At 28.5% G+C, this 26,351-nt stretch carries 27 protein-coding genes and 3 pseudogenes; 7 read left to right on the forward strand and 23 right to left on the reverse strand.

Features of this window, described 5'->3' with window-relative positions:
• Window positions 1-113: 113 nt before the first annotated feature.
• The gene (locus ACWPW7_RS14700) at window positions 114-1,166 is read right to left on the reverse strand and encodes an NADH:flavin oxidoreductase (RefSeq protein ID WP_454054114.1); all 1,053 of its coding nucleotides are present in this window, start codon (window positions 1,164-1,166) and stop codon (window positions 114-116) included.
• Window positions 1,167-1,434: 268 nt separating this feature from the next.
• On the reverse strand, window positions 1,435-1,902 hold the full coding sequence (locus ACWPW7_RS14705) for a hypothetical protein (RefSeq protein WP_454054115.1): 468 nt from the start codon (window positions 1,900-1,902) through the stop codon (window positions 1,435-1,437).
• A 246-nt stretch (window positions 1,903-2,148) separates the two neighbouring features.
• On the opposite strand from ACWPW7_RS14705, the gene ACWPW7_RS14710 reads away from it, so the two are divergent.
• The 3 genes from ACWPW7_RS14710 to ACWPW7_RS14720 all read left to right on the forward strand — a co-directional run bounded on the left by ACWPW7_RS14710 (window position 2,149) and on the right by ACWPW7_RS14720 (window position 4,707).
• Entirely contained in the window at window positions 2,149-2,925 is a 777-nt protein-coding gene (locus ACWPW7_RS14710; RefSeq protein WP_291565767.1) for a nitroreductase family protein, read from the forward strand.
• Window positions 2,926-3,062: 137 nt separating this feature from the next.
• Window positions 3,063-3,665, forward strand: a complete 603-nt coding sequence (locus tag ACWPW7_RS14715) for an ECF transporter S component (protein ID WP_454054116.1) — start codon at window positions 3,063-3,065, stop codon at window positions 3,663-3,665.
• 70 nt (window positions 3,666-3,735) lie between these two features.
• Window positions 3,736-4,707, forward strand: coding sequence for a P1 family peptidase (locus tag ACWPW7_RS14720; protein WP_454054117.1), 972 nt, complete (start codon window positions 3,736-3,738; stop codon window positions 4,705-4,707).
• Between the two features lie 110 nt (window positions 4,708-4,817).
• On the opposite strand, the gene ACWPW7_RS14725 is transcribed toward ACWPW7_RS14720, so the two are convergent.
• From ACWPW7_RS14725 to ACWPW7_RS14760, 8 genes are all read right to left on the reverse strand, one after another.
• Window positions 4,818-4,991 (reverse strand): YjfB family protein, encoded by a 174-nt coding sequence (locus ACWPW7_RS14725; protein ID WP_069187809.1) that lies wholly within the window; start codon window positions 4,989-4,991, stop codon window positions 4,818-4,820.
• A 656-nt stretch (window positions 4,992-5,647) separates the two neighbouring features.
• Window positions 5,648-7,138, reverse strand: a complete 1,491-nt coding sequence (locus tag ACWPW7_RS14730) for a hypothetical protein (RefSeq protein ID WP_454054118.1) — start codon at window positions 7,136-7,138, stop codon at window positions 5,648-5,650.
• Window positions 7,139-7,183: 45 nt separating this feature from the next.
• Window positions 7,184-8,209 (reverse strand): nucleoid-associated protein, encoded by a 1,026-nt coding sequence (locus tag ACWPW7_RS14735; RefSeq protein ID WP_454054119.1) that lies wholly within the window; start codon window positions 8,207-8,209, stop codon window positions 7,184-7,186.
• 339 nt (window positions 8,210-8,548) lie between these two features.
• The gene (locus tag ACWPW7_RS14740) at window positions 8,549-8,659 is read right to left on the reverse strand and encodes a hypothetical protein (RefSeq protein ID WP_454054120.1); all 111 of its coding nucleotides are present in this window, start codon (window positions 8,657-8,659) and stop codon (window positions 8,549-8,551) included.
• A gap of 214 nt (window positions 8,660-8,873) precedes the next feature.
• Window positions 8,874-9,119 carry a terminase TerL endonuclease subunit gene (locus tag ACWPW7_RS14745; protein ID WP_454055516.1) on the reverse strand — a complete coding sequence of 82 codons (246 nt, stop codon included), beginning with the start codon at window positions 9,117-9,119 and terminating at the stop codon, window positions 8,874-8,876.
• An 8-nt stretch (window positions 9,120-9,127) separates the two neighbouring features.
• Window positions 9,128-9,478, reverse strand: a complete 351-nt coding sequence (locus ACWPW7_RS14750) for a hypothetical protein (RefSeq protein ID WP_454054121.1) — start codon at window positions 9,476-9,478, stop codon at window positions 9,128-9,130.
• Between the two features lie 319 nt (window positions 9,479-9,797).
• Window positions 9,798-10,181, reverse strand: coding sequence for an HNH endonuclease (locus ACWPW7_RS14755; protein ID WP_454054122.1), 384 nt, complete (start codon window positions 10,179-10,181; stop codon window positions 9,798-9,800).
• Between the two features lie 406 nt (window positions 10,182-10,587).
• Window positions 10,588-10,752, reverse strand: coding sequence for a hypothetical protein (locus ACWPW7_RS14760; RefSeq protein ID WP_454054123.1), 165 nt, complete (start codon window positions 10,750-10,752; stop codon window positions 10,588-10,590).
• Window positions 10,753-10,871: 119 nt separating this feature from the next.
• Between ACWPW7_RS14760 and ACWPW7_RS14765 the strand changes: the two genes are divergently transcribed.
• Window positions 10,872-11,084, forward strand: coding sequence for a KTSC domain-containing protein (locus tag ACWPW7_RS14765; protein ID WP_454054124.1), 213 nt, complete (start codon window positions 10,872-10,874; stop codon window positions 11,082-11,084).
• On the opposite strand, the gene ACWPW7_RS14770 is transcribed toward ACWPW7_RS14765, so the two are convergent.
• The 4 genes from ACWPW7_RS14770 to ACWPW7_RS14785 form a co-directional block, all read right to left on the reverse strand.
• On the reverse strand, window positions 11,085-11,222 hold the full coding sequence (locus ACWPW7_RS14770; protein ID WP_454054125.1) for a BC1881 family protein: 138 nt from the start codon (window positions 11,220-11,222) through the stop codon (window positions 11,085-11,087). It abuts the gene before it with no gap.
• Window positions 11,223-11,532: 310 nt separating this feature from the next.
• Window positions 11,533-11,835: a hypothetical protein gene (locus ACWPW7_RS14775; RefSeq protein WP_454054126.1), complete on the reverse strand. Its 303-nt coding sequence runs from the start codon at window positions 11,833-11,835 to the stop codon at window positions 11,533-11,535.
• Window positions 11,836-11,997: 162 nt separating this feature from the next.
• On the reverse strand, window positions 11,998-13,239 hold the full coding sequence (locus ACWPW7_RS14780) for an Ig-like domain-containing protein (protein ID WP_454054127.1): 1,242 nt from the start codon (window positions 13,237-13,239) through the stop codon (window positions 11,998-12,000).
• A gap of 665 nt (window positions 13,240-13,904) precedes the next feature.
• Entirely contained in the window at window positions 13,905-14,069 is a 165-nt protein-coding gene (locus ACWPW7_RS14785; RefSeq protein ID WP_454054128.1) for a hypothetical protein, read from the reverse strand.
• Between the two features lie 343 nt (window positions 14,070-14,412).
• Between ACWPW7_RS14785 and catA the strand changes: the two genes are divergently transcribed.
• The 3 genes and pseudogenes from catA to ACWPW7_RS14800 all read left to right on the forward strand — a co-directional run.
• The gene (gene catA / locus ACWPW7_RS14790; protein ID WP_454054129.1) at window positions 14,413-15,072 is read left to right on the forward strand and encodes a type A chloramphenicol O-acetyltransferase; all 660 of its coding nucleotides are present in this window, start codon (window positions 14,413-14,415) and stop codon (window positions 15,070-15,072) included.
• A gap of 107 nt (window positions 15,073-15,179) precedes the next feature.
• Window positions 15,180-15,356 (forward strand): annotated as a pseudogene (locus ACWPW7_RS14795) (helix-turn-helix domain-containing protein); the annotation flags it as partial.
• 84 nt (window positions 15,357-15,440) lie between these two features.
• A pseudogene (locus ACWPW7_RS14800) lies at window positions 15,441-16,371 on the forward strand (IS3 family transposase); the annotation flags it as partial.
• Between the two features lie 282 nt (window positions 16,372-16,653).
• Here the strand turns inward: ACWPW7_RS14800 and ACWPW7_RS14805 are convergent.
• From ACWPW7_RS14805 to ACWPW7_RS14845, 9 genes and pseudogenes are all read right to left on the reverse strand, one after another.
• Window positions 16,654-18,909 carry an ATP-binding cassette domain-containing protein gene (locus tag ACWPW7_RS14805; protein WP_454054130.1) on the reverse strand — a complete coding sequence of 752 codons (2,256 nt, stop codon included), beginning with the start codon at window positions 18,907-18,909 and terminating at the stop codon, window positions 16,654-16,656.
• A complete protein-coding gene (locus tag ACWPW7_RS14810; protein ID WP_454054131.1) occupies window positions 18,890-19,351 on the reverse strand; it encodes a MarR family winged helix-turn-helix transcriptional regulator in 462 nt (153 codons plus the stop codon). Before ACWPW7_RS14810 ends, ACWPW7_RS14805 begins: the two co-directional genes overlap by 20 nt.
• 293 nt (window positions 19,352-19,644) lie before the next feature.
• Entirely contained in the window at window positions 19,645-20,253 is a 609-nt protein-coding gene (locus tag ACWPW7_RS14815) for an alpha/beta fold hydrolase (RefSeq protein ID WP_454055517.1), read from the reverse strand.
• 21 nt (window positions 20,254-20,274) lie between these two features.
• On the reverse strand, window positions 20,275-20,637 hold the full coding sequence (locus ACWPW7_RS14820; RefSeq protein ID WP_454054132.1) for an alpha/beta fold hydrolase: 363 nt from the start codon (window positions 20,635-20,637) through the stop codon (window positions 20,275-20,277).
• Between the two features lie 509 nt (window positions 20,638-21,146).
• Window positions 21,147-21,782 (reverse strand): class I SAM-dependent methyltransferase, encoded by a 636-nt coding sequence (locus tag ACWPW7_RS14825; RefSeq protein WP_454054133.1) that lies wholly within the window; start codon window positions 21,780-21,782, stop codon window positions 21,147-21,149.
• A gap of 137 nt (window positions 21,783-21,919) precedes the next feature.
• Window positions 21,920-23,869 (reverse strand): FtsX-like permease family protein, encoded by a 1,950-nt coding sequence (locus ACWPW7_RS14830; protein ID WP_454054134.1) that lies wholly within the window; start codon window positions 23,867-23,869, stop codon window positions 21,920-21,922.
• A complete protein-coding gene (locus ACWPW7_RS14835) occupies window positions 23,856-24,626 on the reverse strand; it encodes an ABC transporter ATP-binding protein (protein ID WP_454054135.1) in 771 nt (256 codons plus the stop codon). Before ACWPW7_RS14835 ends, ACWPW7_RS14830 begins: the two co-directional genes overlap by 14 nt.
• A 117-nt stretch (window positions 24,627-24,743) precedes the next feature.
• The gene (locus tag ACWPW7_RS14840; protein ID WP_454054136.1) at window positions 24,744-25,112 is read right to left on the reverse strand and encodes a YxeA family protein; all 369 of its coding nucleotides are present in this window, start codon (window positions 25,110-25,112) and stop codon (window positions 24,744-24,746) included.
• A 169-nt stretch (window positions 25,113-25,281) separates the two neighbouring features.
• Window positions 25,282-26,348: pseudogene (locus ACWPW7_RS14845) on the reverse strand (sensor histidine kinase).
• Between the last annotated feature and the right edge of the window lie 3 nt (window positions 26,349-26,351).

The following is a 26,351-nucleotide window of genomic DNA, read 5'->3' on the forward strand; positions in this document are numbered from 1 at the left end:
TTAGGGAAACCGGGCCAGATTTGGTGTCAACCGATATTGCTTTAGCAAATATCGGTTATCCAAAAGAAGTTTGGATAGTACCTAAGAACCTTACGATTTTAGTCGTGAGAGGTTCAGTTATGAAGTATGCAGGTCTTTCCTACAGACATACAGTTACCACAATATAAACATTTAGGTTTAGTTCTATCCCCTGATTCCCATCTATTTATAAGATCAGGTTCACAAATCAGTGGCCTAGACATTGAAAAGCATTCTATTTTACTATTATTAAGTATCTCTTCCATAGTATTTAAATTATTATTTTTACAAACTATCATTACTTTACAATTTACATTATCTGCTATAATTTTCCCATAGTCTCTAAAGACAGAATCTCTATAACTTATTTCATCGCTACTATAATTGCCACTACCGCTTATTTCTATCCCATCAATTCCTCTTTTATCTAACTCATAACAAACATATTTACATTCTTCAAAGGTAGCACCATCATCAAAATCACTACAATTTATTTTTATAGTAACTGTAAATTCACTTCCAACTACTTTTCTTATTTCATCATATACTTCTAATATTATTCTTCCTCTATTTTCAACATTTCCACCATATTCATCAGTTCTTCTATTATAATAAGGACTTAAAAATTGAGATAATAGATATCCATGAGCTCCATGTATTTGAACTCCATCAAGACCAGACTTTTTAACTCTTAATGCAGCTTCACTAAAAGCTTTTTTCAATAGTTCTATATCCTCTATAGTCATTTCTTTAGGAGTAACTTTAGTAATTTTATTTTCTATAGCTGAAGGTCCTAGTATTTCTCTGTTTTCCACTTCAAAACTACTCAGAGAACCACCATACACTATTTGCTGAATATATTTGCAATCATATTTGTGAACTATTTTCCCCAGTATTTTGTAATCCTCAATAAAGGAGTCATCATAAATTCCTAACATTTTAGGAGAAGGTTGTTCATCTTTAGTTACATAAGCATAACTACCAATAATAAGGCCTACTCCCCCTTTAGCTAAGTTCTCATAGATATTATAAATTTCATCGTTTAAATGACCATCATTCTTTGCTCTTCTTTCATAAGTTGCAGAACGAACAAATCTGTTTTTTAAAGATAATTTTCCCATAGTAGCATTATCAAATAAACTTTTCATCTAAATCCCCCTATTATAGATTTATATAATCGAGAATTGATTATTGACAATGAACAAGTTATTTCAATTCTCAATTCACAATGCAAAATTCACAATTATGGATATTTCTCAGCAGAAGCTGAGAAATTTAGACTTTATCTTTTTTCAAGTTACAAAGTGACTTTTTTAAGAAACTAGCAATTACATTGCTAGTGAAAAAGTTTATTAAAGAAATTATTTTGATTAAAAATAATTTCCACCATAATTGTCAATTCTCCATTTTCAATTCTCAATTGTATAATATTATATCCTTTTCATTTAGCCAATTTATTAGATACTCAATAAATCTCATATCTTTATAATCATAATATTCTTCAATAATATCATGATTAATTAATTCTATATTAAATTTATGTTCACTTTCTCCAATTAAGGATAACAATTTAATTTTAAGCATTTCATCATTGATATTTGAAGCAAAATCTATCATCACCTCATTGGCAAACTCACTTTCAATTAATGGTATATATATGTATTTATCTTTATTATTATGTATTTCTCTTGCTTCTTCCAATAAAATTATTTGCCACTCTTCTAATTCATATAATTCTGTATTCTTCTCAATAGACTCCATAATATCTTTAGGAATATAGCTTATATCACCATTTTCTATATTTATAAAACTTTGACCTGTCCCTCTTGTATCAAAAGAACTCAATTCTAATAACAATTCCATATCAATACTTAATTTTTTCATTATTACCTCTTTTTTCAGTATAAAACCACTATTAACAATTTATTAAAATTTAAATTTCAATTCATATTATATCATATAAAAATATAGATTAAAAATATAACATAAGAAAAATAATTGAAGTAAAAAAATAAAATATCTAATCAAATAAAATGAATATAACACTAATCATTTATTTTCTAAGAATGCTTAAAGGAATACATATAAATATATAGAATAATACATAATAAAATTAAGGGGGACTGCATTATGAATGAAGTTATTAAAACCATCAATGAACGTGTATCATTAAGAAAATACGAAGATAAAAAAATATCAGAAGATCACTTAGATATTATATTAAATTCTTCTATGAGAGCACCAACTGCTGGAAATATGATGCTATATTCTATTTTAACTATCGAAAGTGAGGATACTAAGAAGAAGCTTAGTATAAGTTGTGATAATCAACCATTTATTGCTAAAGCTCCATTAATTCTTATTTTTTTAGCCGATTTTCACAGGACCTACAGATATTTTCATATTAGTAAAGTTAAAGATTATTGTATTAAAAACAATAAAAAATATAGGCTTCCTTCCGAAGGAGATTTATTTTTAGCAATTAACGATGCAATTATTGCAGCCCAAAATGCTGTTATATCTGCAGAATCTTTAGGAATTGGTTCTTGTTATATTGGTGATATTATGGAGAATTATGAGTTTCATAAAGAGCTATTAAATCTCCCAGATTATACTTTTCCAATATGTATGTTGACCTTAGGATACTATCCCCAAGATACGAAAAAAATATATCGTAAAAGATTTGATAAAAAATATACAGTATATAGTGAAAAATATGCTGATTTAACTGATGACGATATTAAAGAGTGCTACAAAGGATGGGATAAAAACTTTATGCCAAATAATCCTTACAATGGGGAAAATACAGGACAAGTACTCTATGCTCGTAAAACTGGTGGAGATTTTTCTCTTGAAATGACCCGCTCTGTTCGTGAAGCATTAAAAAAATGGAATGGAGAAATTTAATATTATATATTGATTTTTTTTTATCAAGTGATAAAATACTATTGTCGGTATTCTTCGGAAACTGAACTAGTCTAATAATTTTTTTAATTAGACCCGAATTATATCCTTTTATGGAATAAGAATGGGAGGAATTTAACATGGAAACAAATTTAAATCCAACAACAAGAAAAAAATCAAAATTAACTGTGAGGCAATTAGCTATTGTTGGTATGCTATCAGGAATTTCTATTTTTTTAGGAGTTTCTAAATTAGGTTTTATACCGTTACCTACAATGAAAGCTACAATTATGCACGTACCTGTAATTATTGGTGCCATTATTGAAGGTCCAATCGTTGGAGCATTAATTGGCTTAATTTTTGGTATTTTTAGCATGGTAGATGCTTTTTCAAATCCAACAATAACATCTTTTTTATTCTATAACCCAATTATTGCAGTATTACCTAGAATTTTAATAGGTATTGGTAGCTATTACATTTATCACTTATTCAATGTAAAGAAAGCTTCTTTAAGGCTTTCAGTAACTGCAATTTGTGGTTCACTTATTAATACTTGTGGAGTACTTGGTTTTGCTTACTTATTTTATGCTGAGAAATTATCTCAAGCATTAAATTTAGGGAGTACAAAGGCAGCAGGAATATTTTGTGCAACAACTGCCATAGCTAATGGTATTCCTGAAGCAATACTTTCAGCAGTAATAGTAACACCTATTGTTGTATCAGTAAGAAAATTAAAAAAATAAATACCTTACTCCTAGTCAAGTTTTTTACTTTACTAGGAGTTTTTAATATTTATAAAAGGCGGAATGTGTTATGAAAGAAATAAAATTTGTAGATATAGATAAACTTAAAGTTGGTCATTCTCAAAACTTTGAAGCTTCTACTGGATGCACCGTGGTAATATGTGAAGAAGGTGCCACTGGAGGGGTTGCTGTTAGAGGTGGTGCTCCTGGCACTAGGGAAACTGATTTATTAAACCCAACAGAAATGATTGAAAAAATTAATGCAGTGGTTTTAGCTGGAGGCAGTGCCTTTGGTTTAGATGCTTCTTCTGGTGTAATGGAATATTTAGAAGAAAAATCTCTTGGTTTTGACGTAGGAGTAACAAAAGTCCCTATTGTCTGTAGTGCTGTATTGTTTGATTTAGTCATTGGTAGCAGTAAAATTAGACCCGATAAAACTATGGGGTATGAGGCTTGTCTACATTCAGAAACCAATAATGATGATTTACAAGGAAACATCGGTGCTGGCACTGGTGCAACTATAGGAAAGATATTAGGACCAGAGTTTTCCATGAAAGGTGGTCTTGGATCTTATGCTATTCAAGTTGGTGATTTAAAAGTTGGTGCTATAGTAGCTGTTAATGCGCTTGGAGACATAATTAATCCTAATTCTGGTAAAATTATAGCCGGTGCCTTAAACTCTAGCAAAGATGGGTTTATAAATACTGTAGATGTAATGATAAATCAATATCAAAGCAAAGTAAACAGATTTAACGGAAATACCACTATAGGATTAATTGGTACTAATGCAATTTTAACAAAGTCAGAAGCAAATAAAATTGCTTCTATGTCACATAATGGTTTTGGAAAGACTATTAGACCTGCTCATACTATGTTTGATGGAGATACAATATTTACTATGGCTACTAATGTAGTGGAAGCTGATATGAATGTAGTAGGAATGCTTGCTACAGAAGTTATGGAAAAAGCAGTAATTAATGCTATCATAAATGCAAAGTCCTCCCATGGCATATTAGCTAAATGTGATTTAAATAAAAATTAGAATTATATACAAAAAAAGAAAAGTTTAAATAACTCTTCTTTTTATAAGATAATTTATCTATTATACTTGTATAACTGTTCATAGAAAACCGTGACTAATGTCTTGGTTTTCTATGCTTTTACATCTAAACTATTGCCTAAATTAGGGTCAACAGCCTCTATCATTTTAATCATTCCATCCATATTTACATTAGATGTTGTCATTACTTTTTTCATTAATGCTAAGCTCACTGCATTTTGAACTTTTCCTTGATTTAAAGCAATACTCATTGCACCTATATCCATAATATCTCCTCCATTCATCTTTATATTTCAATTATCGTATAAAGTTTATAGTATTATAGAGCCTATTCAATTTAAAATTAAAATAATTCTATGAAGATATACTATTAAGTATAGGTTACTGACTTTCCACTATTTTTAGAAAACCTTAAATTAAGGCTATTTAGTGGCTTTTTCCAACTTAATATTTTCAGTACTATCATTAGCAGTAATCTCAACTATTTCACCTGAACTGTTATGGACTAAAAATAAAATTAATTTACGCATTTTCAAGCATTTAAAATATAAACTGTGGTCATAGTGTGGTCAAAATTTGAAGAGAGTTACTAGATACAATTTCTATAATCCTTTTTTAAATTACATCACATGTTAAGGTTAAACCACTGGTATTAAGCCATTCTCTATTTTCATTATAGTCTTTAATCTATTGAAAATAAAAGCTTTATTAAAAATTTTCCCAACCATTTTGTGTTTCTTAAAATTTAATAAAAAAAGGTAGCCTAGTTTTCTAAGCTGCTTTTTTAGAGTTCTCATATTTTTGCTTCTCTGCTTCAACAGGACAGATTTCAAATTCTTTCCCTGTTCTGTACGGGCATTCTTTATAAATATAACTTTCATAGTTCATTATTATGCCCTTGTTCTTTTCTATTCCTTACATTTTATTCAAATTTTTTTATAAATATCCTTATATCAGTAGTTAAAACAAAATATGTGATTAAAATTATTATCAATATACTAGCGACTGTATATATACGAAATATGAGCCTGTTTAGAGAATTTCTTTTCATTAATTGCATTATATTATCATCATCTGGATGATGCTTCCTATATAAATTACTATTAAATTGAAAATCATTATTATATTGAACTGCTCTTATTATACTTATAGGCAAATTAAAAAAGCAATTAATATAAAGAAAAATAGTATACAGAAAACTTAACATTTTTATAAAAACATAGTCTCCTTTTGCTACATAGCCTAATACTCCTGCTATAATGGTCGCTAATAAAGATGTCATATTGGTAATAGTTAATTTAGTTAATTCACTTATTTGATTATTTATTCCTATAATATTACTATTTAATCTTTCTATTGCTGTATTTTTTTCTTTGAAAAATGATTCTATATTTTTCATAAGAAAGTCCTTAAAATTACCTTCTACGGATTTTACTAACCAATCGCTATTATTTAATATTGTCTTATATACAGATCCTTGGCATTTAGCAGAAACTAAAATACTTATTACATTTCTACATATAGTAATTTTATCAAAAGTAGAGTTTTCATATATCCACGAATACAATTTAAATAGATTATAGTAGCTATCTTTTTCATAATCATTTAAATTTAAATCATATTTAACTTCAATTCTTTTACTACCATTTATAATACTTAAATATTGATTTTCATTATTCCCAGTGAAGTTACTTATAAAAGGTATAATCATATCTATAGTTTTTTTATATAAATAAATTTTAGCATTATTAGAAATATTAAACCTAGAGTCTTCAATATTTACATAAAAACAATCAGGAGTTAGAAACTGGCTACTATTTATCCAATTACATAATTGATTTCTTTTCTTTATAATATCTTCTGTGTTTATTAAAGTAGTATGGTTACAATAAGTATATATTTCTTCTTTATAATCATTTCTTCTTACATTAGTAATCATATAAAAATTATTATAAAAGAAATCGTTAGAATTCCCCATTATAAATATATTCTTGGAATGCATATCTAATAAATCTTCTAAGCACTTAATATCCTTATTTAGATAATTAATAAAATTAGAATATTCTACAAAATACAACAATTTATCATCTACTTCTATTTGAGATTTTATAAATTCATGTTTTCTAAATATTAATTTAAAACTATAATTGTCATTTAACCGCTCTGTTTCTTCATTAAAATCATCTAAGTTATCCAAATAATCAAATAAATTTTGTTCATCATTAATTGAACTACATATGTATAAACTAATAAAATTTGAAAAACACGTCTTCATTTCTTGTAGTAAATTATAACTAACTAATTTTTTAACTCTATCATAACTTTTAAATTCTAATTTAAAAGTTATTTCATCTTCATAACTCTTATATCCCATGTCATTCAGCGAACTTAGAAATTCATAGAATAGATTCATAGATATACACCTCCTTTTAACTTAATTAAATTAATAATATTTTACTTACTCATTTTTAACTATTTTAACCTTTTTAATCGTTATATCTACAAAACCCTCGTCATCTTTTTCTCCTATATCTATACTTTGAGAATTAAATAGCGACTCATTTGCCCTTAATGTTATCCCATTACTTGTAGTTATACTTCTTCTTTTAAATCTTTTTTCAACTACTGTTTTATCAATTTCAAAAGCATAATCTAGTTTTTTGTTTTTGATTGCTTCTTTGAATTCATTTCCAATATCTTCTGAACCAAACACTCGATTAATTAAAGAGTCGATTTCAAAATTATCACATTCTTTAAAATATGAAGTTAATTCATATGATTTATTTAATTGTACTTGTGGATTATCATTATATTTTTCATTTATAAAATTTATAACTTCATCTATCATTTTTTTCGTATTAGTTTTAGCATCTATTACTAGAGTTGATTTTAAAAAAGTACTCCCAAAATAATTACTAATTTCTTCCTTCGACTGTTTATCTAAAACAATAATTTCAGAATTTTCATCCATTAATATGCTGTCATATATAAATACGCATTTTTGGAGTTTTTGTTTAGAATTGAATCCAGCTGAATTGATTTTTACATCAACCTTAATTTTCCCATCTTTTTCTACTGGTTGTGTATAAAAGTTAACATTAAAATCTAGTTTTAAAAGAGCTACTGCATTATTATCTCCATGTTTATATTTGATAATCATAAAATTTGTTGGAGATGCATTTGTTCCTTTCATTGAACGGAATAATTCCTTAGAAATATTTTTAGTTTGTTCAATAAAACTTTCATCATTATCATTATTATTCAATATATTAATACTACTCTGTTTAACAATATTATCACCTATATTAAATTTTGAGAATCTTCTAGAATCATGTTTAAGTGAAGTAGTAATATACTTGATTATTAGATTGTTTAAAGCATCATGTGACTCTATTTTAAAGTCACTTAATTTATGATAATCCTCTTTTGGGTCTAAAATATGTACTATAATATCTTTAATAAAAATTGTTCCATCAAAATTCATAAATTCCTCCATTATACTCTTATTTCAACGAATATGTGTTACAATAAAGGTATATATTCAATGAAATACTTATTAATCTAAAACCATCCTTGATTTAGTCGTCTTGATGGTTTATTTTCTTCTATAATATAATATATTTTACAGCTTGTACAGTTTTCGACATAATTGTATAAAATTTTCCAAAAGCGCAAATCATATATTTAATATTAATAACTTATATTAGAATTAAAATACTTTATTATAATATAAGTGTAATATTTTATATAATCATTACAAGTACAACATTTAGACAAAATAAAAAAGGTAGTTCCTAAGTTTTACCCTAGAAACTACCTTTCACTACAATATATCTATATAATCCTCATATACATATCCACCATGTGCCCCATAATAAATCTGTATCCAATATCCTTCTTTCCTGTATAATCTTACTTTTTCTCCATGCTTCAAAACACCTAGTATTTTAGAATTTGTGCTTTTACCTTCTCTTACATTTAAACCACTTGTGGCATTTATTATACCAACTTTATCATCTAAAGAATACTAATTACTATTATTAGGTGTAGACTTACATGCAATTCCTTCTACAATTGCACTAGCCATTTTTCTGCACCTACTTTCTTATGTAACTCTATATCTACACTATCTATGAAGAATAACTCTATTAACATTGCTTTAGCCTAATTAACCTTTTATAATCTACATTTTCTTTCTTACTTTTGAAATCTCTTTTATGCAAAGGTATAGATTCCCATACCTTTGCATAAATCTTGTTATTGTATTGACTAACCATAGCGACAGCAGTATTATCATCTGTTTGCGATAAGTCTAAACCTAAATATACTTTTTTACCTTTCCAAAAATCAAGATTTTCTAACTCCTTGCATTCTCTAACTTTCGTAACTTCAATGTAACCTTCTACTCCAAGCCTTTATACTTTATATTGTTACAAAGATAGTTTTCTCTTTTATTTTCATAGAGAATAGCCATATCTCTCATTTCTTTTGTAGTTTCAAATATATACTGATTTTTTACAACTATCGGATTGCTTTGATATATCACTAAATCCTCTATTTGCCACTTATCATCAAGTAAAAATTCATCATCAGGTTCGTATAATAGTGAAAATCTTCTTTTATTTAAATTAACTCTATCTAGTACCTTTTTAGATATATCAATTTCATCTATCATAGCATTATTGTCATTTGGGTATTGAGTACTTATTATTATTCCTAACTTATTAAATAATGTAATTTGTGATGATCTCATAGCTTCAATAGGATAGCTGTCCATTGCCCCTGCTTCATCTGCTAATAAAGGGCTAACTTTTATTAGCTTTTACTTCTTGCCTTTCTTTTAATGGAGTTCCAGTTGCTAGAGCTTTCTCTCCCTCTTCTCTCATTTTTAATTCCTATGAGATTTACCTTCTATTTTTAATACTGTAAACGGCTTTGGTGGTATTGGCATAATATTATCTCATCTCTTGAAAATTTGATGTGGGAATATTTTGTTTACAGATGTGAGTACGTGGTGTCCATAGAAATCAATTTTTTAATCGATTACCTCAGGGGGATATATTCCGACATTATCACGCATAATATTCATTTTCTTGTTGATTTGCTATGTTAATAAGTTCCTCTCCTGGTATCTCCTTACGCTCCGTCATCCTATGATGATAGTCGCATAAACATATTAAGTTACTATCCTCTAGTCTTAAGCCCCACTCCTCTGCAATAGACACTATATGATGTACTCCTATATCCTTATAGTTGCATTGAAGCTGTGTCAAGTATATATTTCTTATACATACTTGACACATATATCCATCTCTTTCATTTATCTGTTTCCTTTGCCATGCCTTAGCCCATCTAAATCTATCTATATCAGTTATTTTATATTCTCTCTTAGGTTTCTTGGGACATATATATTGGCTATCATATATGCCACCACAATAGCTACAGCCCTTTAACATAAGCCTCACCTACTTCTGTTTTAACCTTCCATTCTCTCTTTTATATTTTCTCTGCCTCATACAACTCTCTATATCTTGATAAGGATCAAGTGTTACTTATTCTCCTCACACTTTTCCCACCTATTACAAAGGGGATTAAAAAAGGAACACGCACACTCTAAGTTGTGTTTGTTCCATCTTGTATAAAGTACAATTCTTTTCACAGTCTCACATCACTTTTAAGCATTAAAAAAGAGCCCTGTTAAGAACTCTTTTCTTATAATACAAAAACTCCTTTATCTGAAGCTTCCCTTACATTTTCTTTATATCCATTCTCAAAAGTATTTATAATTTTTTCAAAAATTTCTTCTTCTGATAAAAAACTAACTTTCATATTATCTTTATCTATGCCTTCGATGTTGTAATATTAAAAACTAATACTTCTTCCTAAAATATCAACTATACTATTTTCTTTTTTGTATTCAATTGTTATATGTTCTTTTATTGATACATACTCAGATTGAAAAGCTTGCACGGTAAATTCAACATTGCCTACTGTTCTTTCTATAATTTTTATTATTTTAGAATTCATTCTGTCACACTCCTTAACTTATATTTCTACATTCTAGAATATATTTCTTCTTTTAATTAGTTATTTTGAAGGAATTTACCACTTCTTATAGAATTATGGTGATCAAAGGAGGTGTTTATATGGAAAGAACTATAGTTTCATCCTCAAACATTTATTCTATAGGATATGATGCTTATTCTAACACTTTAGAGGTGCAATTTCATACTGGTTCTATATATCAATATTACAATGTACCTCAATCAGTTTATAATGGGTTAATTTCTGCATCATCACACGGTAGTTATCTTCACTCTTATGTAAAAGGAAGCTATCAATATAAGAGAATGGGCTAATCAACAATTTCTACTATTATAGCTACCATTAACCTTAATCTGCTTGTTTTGATAAGGTTCAGCTATAGCATATTTAACACCTTCTCTTTTTAATATTTCTTCTAGTAATTGTTTTGTAGTAATTTTTTTTAAATTCAAAACTATCACTCCTAACTTATTTCTGCCTTAAATCTCCATTAATCCTTTCTACAATCTTAGTATCTAACCCAGGTACTATCTTATTTATTAATGTAAATACTGTAGTATGTAATATCCTGCAATAATCCCCAATACTTGAATTAATTTTATGTTTGCGTTCGTATCTTCTAAGCCACAATAATTTTTGTTCCTTTCTAGTTATATTAATAATGTCTCCTTATTTTATACAAAATAAAAAGATAGATAATCATATACTCAGAATATCTATCTTATATCTATAACACTATATTTAATTTATGAAAACATTTAGCTACTTTTCAAGCTTAAACGATTCATTTTCCATTATAAACTCTTCGGTAATATTAAAACCGCATAATTTAAGAATATCATATGTTCCTCTTGGCCCTTCTCCCCAATATCCACATGAGCATGAATTAATCAAATGTATCTCTTCATTCTTATCATTAATTAATACTAATTTATAATTGACTTCATTTTCTTTACCATACATCTCAGCTGATATAACATTTCCAAAGGCATCTTTATATCTCTTGAGGAATTCTACACTTCTCTGAGTTGAACCATCACAATTATTATTCATTATTATTGCCATTATAATTACACCTCCATTTTACATAACTATTTCTACATCTTAAGATATATTCCTTCTTTTAAGTAAATTATTTACTAAAAAATAGCACCTAGTTTCCTAAGTGCTATAAAAAGAAGTGGACTAAAAAAGCACCTACATAAGTAAGTGCTCTAATTATCTATTTTATTTACTGATTTCATATTCTCTTACTTCAAAAGATGCTATCTTATCATGTGCTATATATTCTTTTACTGATTTATATGGATTAATCTTTTTATCAAATGAGTATAATGCTGAACCTTTACCATTAGCTCTTTCCTCATACCAGTTTATAAATTTATTTACTTCTTCCATGCTTACATCATATTCTTTTCTAGCTCCATTTACTAAAGAAATACTTAAAATTGCATTATTCTTATTTTCTTCTACTAATTTGCTTACATTTACTTCACAAGTAGCTGTTAAATCAGTATTTTCTAATTTAGCTATTATTGTTGCTTGTCCTTCTTTTATAGCTGTTACATTTCCATTTTCATCTACTTTTGCTATACTTTCATCACTTGATGACCATATAACTTTTTTATTTGTAGTATCTTCAGGTAATACTGTTGCAGTTAATTTTTCTGAGCTGCCTTTCATTAAATTCATAGATGTTTTGTCTAATGATATAGACTCAGCTTTATTTGAATAATCAACAACTTCATTATATATTTCAATTTCATCTAAATCGCCTTTAAATATATATGGATATGCTTTATTTGATGTTTTTCCTATTGTTAAGTTTGATGTTAAATTATTTGATTCTGTTTTCTTTGATGTTGTGCTAATATCTGGAGTATTTAAATCATCAATATACATTTTAGCTGTATTCGAATTAGTAGTCCCATCCCATGTTAATAAAACTGTGTGCCATTGTCCGTCACAAATATTTCTTGTTGAAGCTAAACGGATAAGCCTACTTGAAACATTGTAATCTCCATTATATATATTCCATATAACCTTACCTTCTGTATCTATCCCTATCCAACTACCATAAATTAATTGCTTATCTGATATAGCATTATTCAAAACTGCCATATCTTTGTTAGGAATATCATTTACTCGTACTTTGAACTTAATAGATTTTTTACCAACAGGAATAATTGGATTATTGAATTGTATATAATCACTTATCCCATTAAACCTTCTAAAAGTCTTATTATCTTCAGTTATACTTATAGTGCCATTATATGTACCATTATATTGTCCTATAGTATCTATGCAAGTATTTTCATCTATTTCATCAAGTTTATAGTTAGCTATTAAATTATTGGAATAGTCCTTTTTAAGTTTGCTCTCTATAGAATCAGCTGCAAATACAGTAGCAGAACTCCCTAGCAATAGTACTAATATCATAATTAATGCAATTGTAAATTTTTTTCTCATATTATCCCCTCCACCTTAAATTATTTACAGTAAACATTGTAAATGTTCAACAGACCTACTTCAACACAAATCATTAGACAAATAACACTACATATTACATTATAAGTAAATTTCTTAATTTTAAATATTAACTAATTAAAAATTTTTCTTTGTTTTGTATATAGATATACCTCTCTTAGCTTATCAATGTATGTAAAAAGCACCTAGCAACCTAAATACCTTTCTAGAATTTACTCTTTTTAATAGCTGTAACCACATTTGTAATCCCTGCTGTGGTTACTACCTTTTTTCATGATTTAATATTAACATATACTTACCGAACTTGTTACAGACTTTCTCAGGCTTCTTTCCATATTTTTTACGGATTTAATCAGTGTATTTCTTACTAATCCATATTATTGGAGCTATCTCATTTATAATTCCTCTCTTGGTAATTCTTCAAAAGCTTTATTGTTAAAACACAGTAGATATTCTTTCTGATTTCTTCTAACTTCTGCACTCTTTTGCTGCATAGACTTAAATCTCTTTTTATGGCTTTCTTCTATCTTTAAGTTATACTCTTTATAGATTTCAGGATAATGATTTTGAATATATATGTACTATTTTATTATTTAACTAGTATACTTACTTTGCACTTTTCCTCTTAAAATAGCGTATTGTGCTACTTATACGAACATTTTTATAAATTCTTTTCTATTAACCTTTAAGATTTCATATGCACTATCTAGTCCTAAAGATATATATTCATTATGACTCTTACCTATTTCATTAGTTTCTTCATGTACTAGCTCATAGGCTAATCCTTTAATTTCTGTTTTTATCTTATTCACTCTATATTTTCTTTTCTTAACTTCATAAAATATTTAAATTACGACGTAAAAATACCGTAAAATTCATTTCTGAATAATACGGTATTTAGAAAAATTATTTGATTTTATATTTTAGTCGTTAAATAAGAAAAATATGCATTATTTTAAGTTCTTCGGCCGCTGACATTGTTTCACAACTCGCTTATTTATAGGCTATGTTTTAGATAGATGTTGATTATTGAACATTATAGTATATATGCTATAATATAAACCATAAGTACAGGCTTGGAGGTTGCAAAATGATTATCACAATTAAGATAGCCTTCTAAAATACGTCAACGAAACTTTTTAGGAGGCTAAAATTATGAAATTTAATTTAATAGATATTGAACATTGGAACAGAAAACCATACTTTGAATACTATTTGAATTCTGTTAGGTGCACTTATAGCATGACAGCAAATATAGAAATAACAAATTTATTGCATGATATTAAACTTAAAAAACTTAAACTGTATCCAACACTTATTTATATCATTGCAACTGTGGTTAATAATCATAAGGAATTCCGCACTTGTTTTGATGAAAACGGTAATTTAGGATACTGGGATAGTATGAGTCCAAGTTATACTATCTTTCATAAGGATAACGAAACACATTCAGAGATCTGGACAGAATATGACGAAAATTTTTTATGTTTTTACAGTAAGTATCTTGATGATATTAAAAACTATGGGGACATTATGAGGTTTACTTCGAAATTGAATGAACCAGCCAATACATTTCCTATATCCTGCATACCCTGGGTGAGTTTTACTGGGTTTAATTTGAATGTATACAATGATGGAAGATATTTAGTTCCTATTTTTACTATTGGTAAATATTTTGAACAGAATAATAAAATATTTATTCCTATGTCCATACAGGTTCACCATGCAGTTTGTGATGGTTACCATACCAGTAGATTTATTAATGAGGTACAAGAATTAGCATTAAATTCTCAAACATGGTTAAGACATAAATAGACTATGCTATTCTTATAAACTAAAATAAGGGAAGTCGATTGATATGCACCCCAAAAGTTAGACACTGTAAATAAGAAGTGTATAATTAAAAAAGGGGTGCATATTTTATGTCCAAAAGAAAAACTTATACTGGTGAAATCAAGCAAAGGGTTATAGAGGATATTAGAAATAATAATCTTAGTTTTACTGATGCAGAAGAAAAGTATGGAATTGCTGATTCAATTATCTCAAGATGGGATCGTATATATTTAGAAGAAGGCGTAGAAGGACTATACATACAGAGGCGTGGAAGAAAAAAAGGTGGTAAGAATACAAAGGTTTCTAAGCAACTCAATAAACAAGTAGAGGAAGACTTAATATCAGAAAATCAAAGGCTTAGAATGGAGAATGAATACTTAAAAAAGTTGAATGCCTTAATTCAAGCCAAGGAAAAATCAGAGAAAAAGACAAAATAGTTGTTATCACTGAATTAAGGCATAAATACAAGTTAGCTGATTTATTGAAACTTGTGGGCATAGCCCGTAGCACATTTTACTATCAGCTAAAAGCTATGAAAAAACATGACAAATATGAAGATGTTAAATCTGCTATAAATCAAATCTATCACGAGAATAAAGGTAGATATGGATATCGAAGAATTACAATGGAATTGCGTAATAGAGGATATATTGTAAACCATAAAACCGTTCAAAAGCTAATGTCACAACTGGGATTAAAATGCATGGTTCGTATTAAGAAATATAAATCATACCGTGGAAAGGTTGGTAAGATTGCACCAAATTTGCTAAAACGTAATTTCAAAGCAAATAAACCTAATCAGAAATGGGTTACCGATGTAACCGAGTTCTCAATCTTTGGGAGTAAACTATATCTTTCACCAATACTTGACTTGTACAACGGAGAAATAGTAAGCTATAATTTATCTGAAAGACCTACTTTTCATCAAACAACTGATATGCTAAAAAAGGCATTTGAGAAAATTCCCGATAATACACAATTAATACTTCACTCAGATCAGGGATGGCAATATCAAATGTTTAGTTATCAACAAATGCTAAAGAAAAAGGTATCAAACAGAGCATGTCTCGTAAAGGTAACTGCCTAGATAATGCAGTTATGGAAAATTTCTTTAGTATGTTGAAAACAGAGCTGCTGTACTTGCAGGAATTTAATAATATAGAACAATTCATAGAAGAACTAATCGAGTACATAGACTACTATAACAATGACCGTATTAAGAAAAAATTAAAAGGACTAAGTCCTGTTCAATATAGGATTCAGTCCTCTCATGTAGCTTAATTGAATTTTGTCTAATTTTTTGGGGTCACTTCAGATGGCTTCCCTTAAAAATTGATATATTTTAAACACTACTCTAAAATATATCCTAGTTAAAATATTTTGCCTTACTATTCTTTACCACCTAAAAGAAAAAGATATTACGCAAAATCATACTGAATTTTTTTCGTATTATTATAAAATAATACATGAGCTATGAATTATAATTAATTCATAATTTTTTTATATTATTAAAGGAAGCCATAATGACTTCCTTTAATAATATGCAACAATCAAAATTGATATCTATTCTTTTGATATATACTCTAATAATCTTTTTCCTGTTAAGGATAAAGAACAGTTTATTATATTTTGTGGATATCCCATATATACTAGTTCTCCACCATTAAAGCCTCCAAAAAGTCCTAAATCAATAATCCAGTCAGCATGACACATGATGCTCAAATTATGTTCTAGTGCAATAATTGTTTTTCCTCGTTCAATTAATTTGTTTAATAATACTATCAACTTTTTAGTATCTGCCTCATGTAAACCAGTGCTTGGTTCATCAAATATATAAATCTCGCCACTATCATTTAAAAGTGTTACAGCAATTTTTAATCGCTGAAGTTCTCCTCCTGATAATGTATCCAATGACTGCCCAAGTTTTATATAGCTTAGATTTACTTCTTGAATAGTATGTAATATTTTCTTAATTTCTTTGTCTGTAAAAACAGTTAAAGCTTCTTCCACTGTAAGGTTAAGAATATCACTAATTGTATATCCTTTATATTTATAACTCAAAGCTTCTTCGCTGTATCGTCTTCCGCCACATAACTCACAAGTTTGCTCTACATCATCTAGAAAGGCAAGATCTGTTTTAATTATTCCCATACCTTTACATAAAGGGCACGCCCCTTTTCCATTATAACTAAATAATGAAGGTGATTGATCATTTGCTTTTCCAAATAGGGTTCGAATTTTATCAAAAAAGCCAATGTACGTAGCTAATATTGAGCGAGAAGATGTATACACTCTTTTTTGATCTAAAAGGATGCTATTAGGATAACTATTTATGAAAAGACGCGTAATCAATGTACTTTTACCTGAACCAGCTACTCCTGTTACAACTGTCAAGGCATTTATAGGTATTTTTACTGATATATTCTTTAAGTTAAACATATTTGCATTATTAAGTTCATAAAACTCAGTAAATTCTTTATTTGTCATGTTTATTTTATGTTTTTCAGATAAAGCAAGACCCGTAATAGTATGACTATTTAATAGCTCTAAATAGGTTCCCTCAAAAAGAATTTCCCCACCATGAATTCCTGGCTTTGGACCCATATCAATTATATGGTCTGCTATCTTTATCACATCAGGATCATGCTCCACTATTACTACTGTATTTCCTTTATCTTTAAGCCCCTTAAATATCTTGTTTATACCAATGATATCATGAGGATGTAATCCAGTGCTAGGTTCATCAAATATATATAAAATATCACTGAGACTACTGTTTAAATGCTTTGACATTTTAATACGTTGAGATTCTCCTCCAGATAATGTATTAGTAGTGCGATTTAATGTCAGATAATCTAATCCAACTTCTTCTAATGTACTTAAACGCTGAAAAATATCATCAATCACCGTCTGAACTTCTTTTTCACTAATTGTCTGAATAAAAGATTTCAATTCATTTATTGGCATATTCACACAATCACCGATTGATTTTCCTTTAATCTTACAAGATAAAATCGTGTCATTCAATCTTTTTCCCTCGCAGTGGGGACAAATCTGTTCTTTAATGATTTCTTCAATCTCTTCTTTGTATTGTTTTTGTTCTTTTTCTAAAAATGAACTTCTAATTCGAGGTATAACACCAATATACTTAGCTGTTTTATGCCATTTTTCTGTAGGGTTATCTGGTATTTTTTCTTTTTCATAAAGCAAAGTATTGAGCTCTAAATTAGAGTAATCTTTAATAGGTTTTTGAATATCAAAATATCCGGATTCAGTATATCGAGTTAACCTCCATCCTCCTGGTTGAAATGTAGGAAATTGAATAGCTCCTTCAGCTAAACTTTTATCAAAGTCAATTAGTTTATTAATATTAATGTCCTTAACTACTCCTAATCCTTGACACTGAGGACACATGCCATTTGTGTTGTTGAAAGAAAAGTTCATTGAATAACCAACAAAAGGTTTTCCAATTCTAGAGAAAAGTAGACGCAACAAGGTGTAAATGTCGGTGACTGTTCCAACTGTTGAACGTGCATTCCCACCTATCTTTTTTTGATCTATAATAATAGATACAGGAAGGTTATTAATCTTTTCAACATTTGGCCTCCCATAATGAGGTAATAGCTGTTGAATATAGGCAGAGTAAGTATCATTTAACATTCGTTGGGACTCAGCAGCTAATGTATCAAAAATCAGCGAAGATTTTCCTGAACCAGATAATCCCGTGACTATAGTAATTTTTTTCTTTGGAATCTTTACTGATATATCCTTAAGGTTATTTTCATTTGCATGAAATATTTCAATCATTTCTTCTATCATAGTATCTCCTCTTTTCTTCAAATACTTTGCTTAATTTGATACACATCTCAGCAAACAATACTTGCTCATCTTTAGTTAAAGTAGTTTCAGCAATTCCTGCTAAATATTCATGTCCACTCTTAGTATTCTTTAAAAATTTGAATCCTTTATCTGTTAATTCTGTCCAAAATTCTCGTGCATCATCATTAGGTTGTTTCTTTTGTTCAATATAGCCTATTTCCTTAAGTCCCTTCAATGCCTTAGATATTTTAGAGCGTGAAGCAGCTAATTTAATACTTAATTCTGAAGGCAAACTTCCCTTTGTTCGATATAACAACTCTAATAAATCGTACTGAAACCAAGAAATATTTTCTGGGTTTACTCTATTTCTCTCAGCAACAAGTTCGCATTGAAGTGTTGATAAGCCTTCTTCTAATTTAGAATTATATAATTTTTCATTCATAGATAAATACCTCTTTAATATAAAATAGTTTCCTTTTAGAAATTATTTTATCACTTTAATAAAATGATTGCAATAAGGAAACTATATATAATAAAAATTAAGTGCTAGCTTATTAATCTTGTAATAAGCTAGCACTTATAATCTCCCCAAAGGCATATATAGTTTGTTATTTTGTCTTTAAATTTGTTACAAAAGTTATCAAAAACCATGTAATTTTAATTTGTTTGATATTTAAAATATGTATTGACTCTAGTTTTAATTTAAACACTTGTAGTTGTTAGCATTAATATCTTCTACTTATGCTTCTCTATTAGTTTTTTTATTTCATTATTCACAACATCTGGATTATATTGATGTATAGCATGACCTGCTCCATTAACAACTATTTGTTCACTATCTGTTGACCATTTCTTCAAGGCTATCTGACTGTTATCCCATTCAGGATCACTAGGAGCAGTTAGTATTCTAATTGGTAAACTACCTAAATGACCATTTTCCATCACAGTCTTTGCATTAGCTTTTGCCCCATTACCTTCGTCTATAATATTTTTGTTATACATAGTTTTTATTGTCATTCCTAAATATAATTGCTTTAAATCATCAGGTAATAACTTAATTTTTTTTGAAAAGAAATCTGTATGATAAAGTGCTAATCTTGCTATACCAGTAGACTTTAGAAACTTATACTTAGCTACTGTACTATTAGCAACTTCCAAGCCATTTTGGACATAATACTCAGGATTTCCACCATCTATCAATACTAACGCAGATACTTCATCTTTATAAAGCTGTGCAAATCTTATCATTTGCAATGATGCATATGAGTGTCCAACTAATACATATGGAGATTTTTCTCCTGATTCAATAAGTGCAGTGTGCATTTCTTCTACAATAGAATCTATATCTCTTGGTACATCTGTTACTTAACTCCATCCATGTCCTGGTCTATCATAAGTAACAATTCTAGTATAATTGGAAATTTCATTGTAAAGAGGATAAAAATCTGCATAAGAGCTTGGTTCATTTAATCCTCCAGTAAAAACCACAGTAGAATTTCCTTCACCTTTACTAAAAACATTAATTTTATGATTATTTACCTCAACCATCTTTCCTACTGGAAGATAATTTTTTTCATCCTTGTATCCACCTATTCTTTCATATAAACAACCTATTAGTAAAATAAAAACTACAAAAATAACCCCTCTCAATAAATATTGTCTAAATCGTTTTAAACCTTTTTGTTTAGTCATTTTCTTTTTTTTATTCTCTCTAAATTCATCTCTCAAATCTCCCTCAAACTAACTTTAATAATATACAATTGGTATTACAAACAACTGAAATATTCTTCTTATATCTTACATCTATTTAATAAATAATTAATTATTATAAGAAATAGATAATCAATATTTTTTAAAGATATATCTCTAAAATGATTTATTGCTGTCGCTCCATACCTACATTATATTTTATTGACATTTCATATCACCTCCTATATATAAGATACTATATTCGACATATAATTGTAAAATATTTCTTCTTAATTCTTTCATTAAACAAATCTTTTAAAAGCTAATACTTTTTTTAGCTTAAATTAGAAAACTATCCCTTTATATATTTATTACTCACTTGATAAATTGTATTGTCTACCCTGAGTTGTTAAAGTTTATGTAAAACTTTCGCTATTAGGCATAATATCGATAGCCAAGCTACTCCAAGCGATATTTTATTCGATAAAACATCACTTGGAGTAGCTTGGCTTTTGGAATTGAAATTATTAATTATTTTATTGAATAATTTAAGACTTTAGATACATCAATTCTAGGAAATATAGCCCTATATTCATTCTATGATTTTGTATAATTATTCCATATAACTTATTTTTACATCTCAAAACATAGGCTGGCGGTAAGTTTAAAAATACTTTTCTTCTTTTAATTTTACTAAAATATGATTTAAAGAGTTTCATTTTAAATAAAGTATATTGGAAAGTTATAAACTCTCCTTCATCTTTTAGTATTTCCTTTGTAACTGATGGTACCTTACGGCCTATAGCATCAGATAAGCTAGCGAATGGAATACCTGATACTATATAGTCAACTTTATCAATATTATATTCGTTTAAATACTCTTTTAAATTTTCTGCGGATCCATTTATAAGTATAAAATTTTTCTCATTTTTAAATTTATCATTTAAGATTTCATAAAAATTCCTATTATATTCTATAGCTATAAATATAGTACTATACTTCTTTTTATTTAATATTTTTTCTGTAAATGATCCTGTACCAGGTCCATATTCAACAATACATGATGCATTTAAAAAATTAACATCTTCCACCATTTTATATGCTAATTTTTCTGAACTTGAAGCTACAGCGCCCACTGTTCTTGGATATTTTAAATATTGTTTTATAAAATTACCAAATTCCATTTTATACTCCTCTCATATCACTATGAGATCTCTCCAAGTTAATTCTAGTTATAAATGAAAAAGATTCGTTGGACTTATAGTCTAAATAAGAATCAAAGAAAAGCAGATATTGTTTTCTTCGATATGTAGTTTCTTTATTACTTCCCACTCACAATCTTAAAATAAGACTGAACTGTTAAAAAGTAATACCCAATGTAAATGACTCCATATACTCCCATACTTATTAATAAAGGAATTAAAATTTGGTATGGTATTAACGTCGATAAACTTTTTAAAGCAAATAAGCTATGCAAAATACCAATAGCTAGTGGAATAACAAATATAAATCTCATTTGCTTTGCTATTGCTTTTTTCATCTCTTTTTTCGTTACACCAACTTTGCGAAGGACAATGTAACAGTAACGATCTGCATTCGCTTCTGCTAACTGTTTAAAGTAAATAACAGAACCTGTTGCAAGCAGGAATACAAAGCCTAAGAATATACCGATAAACATTATTAAACCTGTGGCTTCAATTCCCTTTTCGAAGTCAGTATAAAAATCATTGAAAGATTGTACACTTGCATCTTCTTCTACTAGCATCACTTTTTTTAATTTTTCAGTTAATACCTTACTATTTCTTTCATTCTTCACATTAATATTTTTAACAATACGTGTGCCAGCTATCTTTTTGGTACTTTCATATACTTCATCTGGAACAATAACAACCAACTCTCCTAAGCTCGTAAGACTACGACCTTCCGCTTCTTTAATTGTCAATGTCTTTCTTTCACTTCCAAGGTGGAATACTACTTTATTTCCTATGTATACCGGACTAAACTCATATCCTTCTATATATGTACTATCATATATGAATGCTTCCCCGTCATTTAGATTTACAGTATCTGTATTCATTCTTTTCGCAATATTATTAAATGATGATTGAGATACAAGATGATAATATTCTGAAATAAGATAATTAGCATTTCTAATATTATCAGATTTTTCACCTTCAAACTTTCCCTTAACAGAAGCCATCTCTATCTCAAATTGCTCTATTACCGGATGGCTATTCTTTTCTTCATTAAGAATAGTATTCACTTTACTATCTAATTCCCCATTCTTCTTTTCATAGGAATAACTAAATGGTGTAAACCTGCTAGCTTGTACAAATGTGTTATAATATGTTGTGATAGAAACTCCAACGGATGTTAGTGTAACAGCACTTAATACTGCAATTGTGGCAAGTGATTTCGCATTTCCTCTAATGCGGTATAGTAATTGTGATGTTGTTATAATATTCATACCATAATAAAATGACACCTTATTTTTTCGTACTCTTTTCAGTATAAAAACAGTAAAGAACATAAATAGTAAATAGGTACCAAGTACCGTTGCAAGTAGGATATAAAGAGCAACTGTAAAAAGATCCTTACCTTTAATTACTTCTGAAAATGTCAATGATAAGTAATAACCAGAACCAATTAAAAAAACTGAAATACATGCCATAATAATTGATCCCTTTGGCATTTCTTCGCCCTTACGGTCAGCATGGAAAAGCTCAATTAACTTAAAACGATAAACTAGGCGATAACCTTGAAAGGATGTATAGAGTACAATAACAAAAAAGATAATGCTTGTATCAATAATTGCACCAATAGGTACTTCGAAATGAACATTTAAATTTAATCCCATTATACTTATTAATAGTTCAAGAAATAGCTTTGATAGCAAACCTCCAATTACAATACCAATTACTAATGATAGCAGTCCCATTAACATATTTTCATAAAATAACATTCTCCCAATTTGTTTTTTACGAATTCCTAGTAATGAATATAATCCTACTTCTTTTTTACGTTTACATGTAAAAAATCCATTGGAATATATAATAAAGACGGCAACGAATATAACTAACATCACACTAGAAATCTTAAAAGCATCACCAATATTATTGGACTCACCTGACGCTTTTGCAATTTGAGAATTGTACTGTAATGCTTTGAATGTAAAATAGATCACAATGCTAAAAATCATAGAAGCAAAGTATATAAAGTAATCTTTAAAATTCCGTCTTATATTACGGATGGCAATACTAGATAACTTCATTTACACCACCTCCAGAAATGGAAGACATGACATCTACTACTTGTTGGAAAAATTGTTTCTGTGTTAACTCACCACGATGCAATTCTTTATATAATTTGCCATCTTTAATGAAAATTACCCGTTTACAATAACTAGCAGCAAATGCATCATGAGTTACCATTAAAATTGTTACTTTATCATGTTTATTTAATAATTTTATATTCTCTAATAAATCTGTTGCGGATTTTGAATCAAGTGCACCTGTTGGCTCATCTCCAAAAATCATGGTTGGATTTGTCACAATAGCACGGGAGGCTGCACAACGTTGCTTTTCTCCGCCAGAAACTTCATATGGATATTTATCTAAAATATGACTAATTCTAAACTTTTTTGCAATGGTAAGTACACGAGTCTCCACTTCACTGGCTTTTACTTTAGATAGTGCAAGTGGCAATGCAATATTCTCTTTCACCGTTAGCGTATCTAATAAATTATAATCTTGGAAAATGAATCCTAAATGATTGCGACGAAATAATGTTAATTTATCATCATTCATCTTTACAATATCTTTTCCATCAATTAAAATTTCACCTTTTGAAACATTATCAATTGTAGAAAGTACGTTTAAAAGAGTCGTTTTACCTGATCCTGAAATTTTTATGATTCCAACGAACTCACCTTCTTTCACTTGTAAGTTGATTTCTTTTAGTGCTTCAAATTTATTTTTACCGTTATCATATACTTTCGAAATATGCTTCGCTTCTAATACTGTTTTCATCCTTACACGCTCCTATCTACTGCCATAACTATGAATGCTCCTTACATGCTTTATGTAATATAACTCTAAGTATAAATTTGACTTTAAACTCTAGAATTTATATTGTAAAATGAACTTTTATTTTAATCCTAATTTTGCTTTTGCTGCTTCAGGAATTTCATTTAGTTGTACTTCTCCGTAGTTTTTTCCACTCTTTCCTGCTGATTGTACTGATAAGTAAGCACCATGACGTAAATTTTTCGGTGCATTAATTATAATCTTTTGCTCTTTTCCTTCACCATTGTAGCCTATAAATTCGTATTGATAGCATTCATCCTCTTTTCTAATCTTATCTTTCCCTAAGTATTTACCATCGGTTTTTACAACTGTATAATAAGTATCCCTTTTAAGAAATGGATTCATTCTGTCAGCAAGTTCACTATTACTCATAAAAAATGCTCCCACTCCAATTACCAAGAATATAAATGTAATAATAATTTTTTTCATATATAAGTTCCACCTTTCATTATAAAATATAGTTTTTTTATTTATTATCATCCGAAACAGAAATGCTCCCTGCTTTGGTAATATAAATTATACCTAAGCAAGGAGCACTCTTTTTCCGTTTTTCTCTAACAAAAACCTACTTTATTATGATAAAATTCTTACGATTTTCCTACGAAAGTATAGGAATAAAAACCTCAAATTCAATTACTTCATTTTTACTGAATGCTGTGATAGTTCCACTGTGCAATTCAACAATTTCTTTGGCAATTGCAAGTCCCAATCCTGAACCGCCTGTCTTAGAAGTTCGTGCGGTATCTAAACGATAAAACTGCTGAAAAATGCGATTCAGCTTTTCTACTGGAATAGTGTTGCCCTGATTGTAGAATTTTAGCTTTATACCACTTTTATCTTGCACAACCGTAATTTCAATGATGCTATTTTCAAAGCTGTAGTTGATTGCATTCCGAATTAGATTATCAAATACCCGTTCCATCTTTTTAACATCACATTTAATTATTATATCTGGCGCGGCATTTAAAGTACATTGCAGGTTTTTTGTTGCTAATATTGGCTTAAATTCATAGATGATTTGCTCTAACATCCTTGTCAGATTAACTCGACTTAATTCCAATGTAAGGCTTGTTAGATTAAATCTTGTAATTTCAAAAAACTCGTTAATTAAATCCTCTAACCGTTCAGCTTTTTCTAGGGAAATGGAAAGATATTTTTTCTCAAATCCTCTGAAATTTGTCCCTCATCACGCAACAAAGTCAAATAACCAATAACAGATGTAAGCGGTGTCTTTAAATCGTGAGCCAAATAAACTACTAAATCATTTTTTCTTTGTTCTGCTTCTTTTGCAATTTGCTCTTTTCGAAACATATCTAATCTGATGTTATTCATCTGGTTTTCCATCTGTTTTAATGCAGCTGGAAAATGAATAGGTTCTTCATTTGAATTAATAAGAGAATTACTGGCTTCCGCTACTATTACAATATATCTGATGGTCTTTATCCAATACCACGCAAGGATAGAAAAAATGCCAATAATCCATGTGATTTCACCCAAAAAACTTCTATTCTCATTAACAAATTTAAAAATTCTATAACTATCAAGTCGCTCACTTACATCAATAACAAGAGAGCCTATAACTATTAAACTAATAGAGTATACCGTAATAGCTAGAGTAAAACGCCCTAATATATTGAAAAATAGATTTCTTGTGAAATTTTTCATATC

The organism is Clostridium sp. Marseille-Q7071 (assembly GCF_965112025.1).

Bases quoted from the DNA above. Each gene is read 5' to 3' on its own strand.
- ACWPW7_RS14700 (WP_454054114.1), bottom strand. From the start codon at position 1,166: ATGAAAAGTTTATTTGATAATGCTACTATGGGAAAATTATCTTTAAAA.
- ACWPW7_RS14705 (WP_454054115.1), bottom strand. From the start codon at position 1,902: ATGAAAAAATTAAGTATTGATATGGAATTGTTATTAGAATTGAGTTCT.
- ACWPW7_RS14710 (WP_291565767.1), top strand. From the start codon at position 2,149: ATGAATGAAGTTATTAAAACCATCAATGAACGTGTATCATTAAGAAAA.
- ACWPW7_RS14715 (WP_454054116.1), top strand. From the start codon at position 3,063: ATGGAAACAAATTTAAATCCAACAACAAGAAAAAAATCAAAATTAACT.
- ACWPW7_RS14720 (WP_454054117.1), top strand. From the start codon at position 3,736: ATGAAAGAAATAAAATTTGTAGATATAGATAAACTTAAAGTTGGTCAT.
- ACWPW7_RS14725 (WP_069187809.1), bottom strand. From the start codon at position 4,991: ATGGATATAGGTGCAATGAGTATTGCTTTAAATCAAGGAAAAGTTCAA.
- ACWPW7_RS14730 (WP_454054118.1), bottom strand. From the start codon at position 7,138: ATGAATCTATTCTATGAATTTCTAAGTTCGCTGAATGACATGGGATAT.
- ACWPW7_RS14735 (WP_454054119.1), bottom strand. From the start codon at position 8,209: ATGAATTTTGATGGAACAATTTTTATTAAAGATATTATAGTACATATT.
- ACWPW7_RS14750 (WP_454054121.1), bottom strand. From the start codon at position 9,478: ATGAGATCATCACAAATTACATTATTTAATAAGTTAGGAATAATAATA.
- ACWPW7_RS14755 (WP_454054122.1), bottom strand. From the start codon at position 10,181: ATGTTAAAGGGCTGTAGCTATTGTGGTGGCATATATGATAGCCAATAT.
- ACWPW7_RS14760 (WP_454054123.1), bottom strand. From the start codon at position 10,752: ATGAATTCTAAAATAATAAAAATTATAGAAAGAACAGTAGGCAATGTT.
- ACWPW7_RS14765 (WP_454054124.1), top strand. From the start codon at position 10,872: ATGGAAAGAACTATAGTTTCATCCTCAAACATTTATTCTATAGGATAT.
- ACWPW7_RS14775 (WP_454054126.1), bottom strand. From the start codon at position 11,835: ATGGCAATAATAATGAATAATAATTGTGATGGTTCAACTCAGAGAAGT.
- ACWPW7_RS14780 (WP_454054127.1), bottom strand. From the start codon at position 13,239: ATGAGAAAAAAATTTACAATTGCATTAATTATGATATTAGTACTATTG.
- catA (WP_454054129.1), top strand. From the start codon at position 14,413: ATGAAATTTAATTTAATAGATATTGAACATTGGAACAGAAAACCATAC.
- ACWPW7_RS14805 (WP_454054130.1), bottom strand. From the start codon at position 18,909: ATGATAGAAGAAATGATTGAAATATTTCATGCAAATGAAAATAACCTT.
- ACWPW7_RS14810 (WP_454054131.1), bottom strand. From the start codon at position 19,351: ATGAATGAAAAATTATATAATTCTAAATTAGAAGAAGGCTTATCAACA.
- ACWPW7_RS14825 (WP_454054133.1), bottom strand. From the start codon at position 21,782: ATGGAATTTGGTAATTTTATAAAACAATATTTAAAATATCCAAGAACA.
- ACWPW7_RS14830 (WP_454054134.1), bottom strand. From the start codon at position 23,869: ATGAAGTTATCTAGTATTGCCATCCGTAATATAAGACGGAATTTTAAA.
- ACWPW7_RS14835 (WP_454054135.1), bottom strand. From the start codon at position 24,626: ATGAAAACAGTATTAGAAGCGAAGCATATTTCGAAAGTATATGATAAC.
- ACWPW7_RS14840 (WP_454054136.1), bottom strand. From the start codon at position 25,112: ATGAAAAAAATTATTATTACATTTATATTCTTGGTAATTGGAGTGGGA.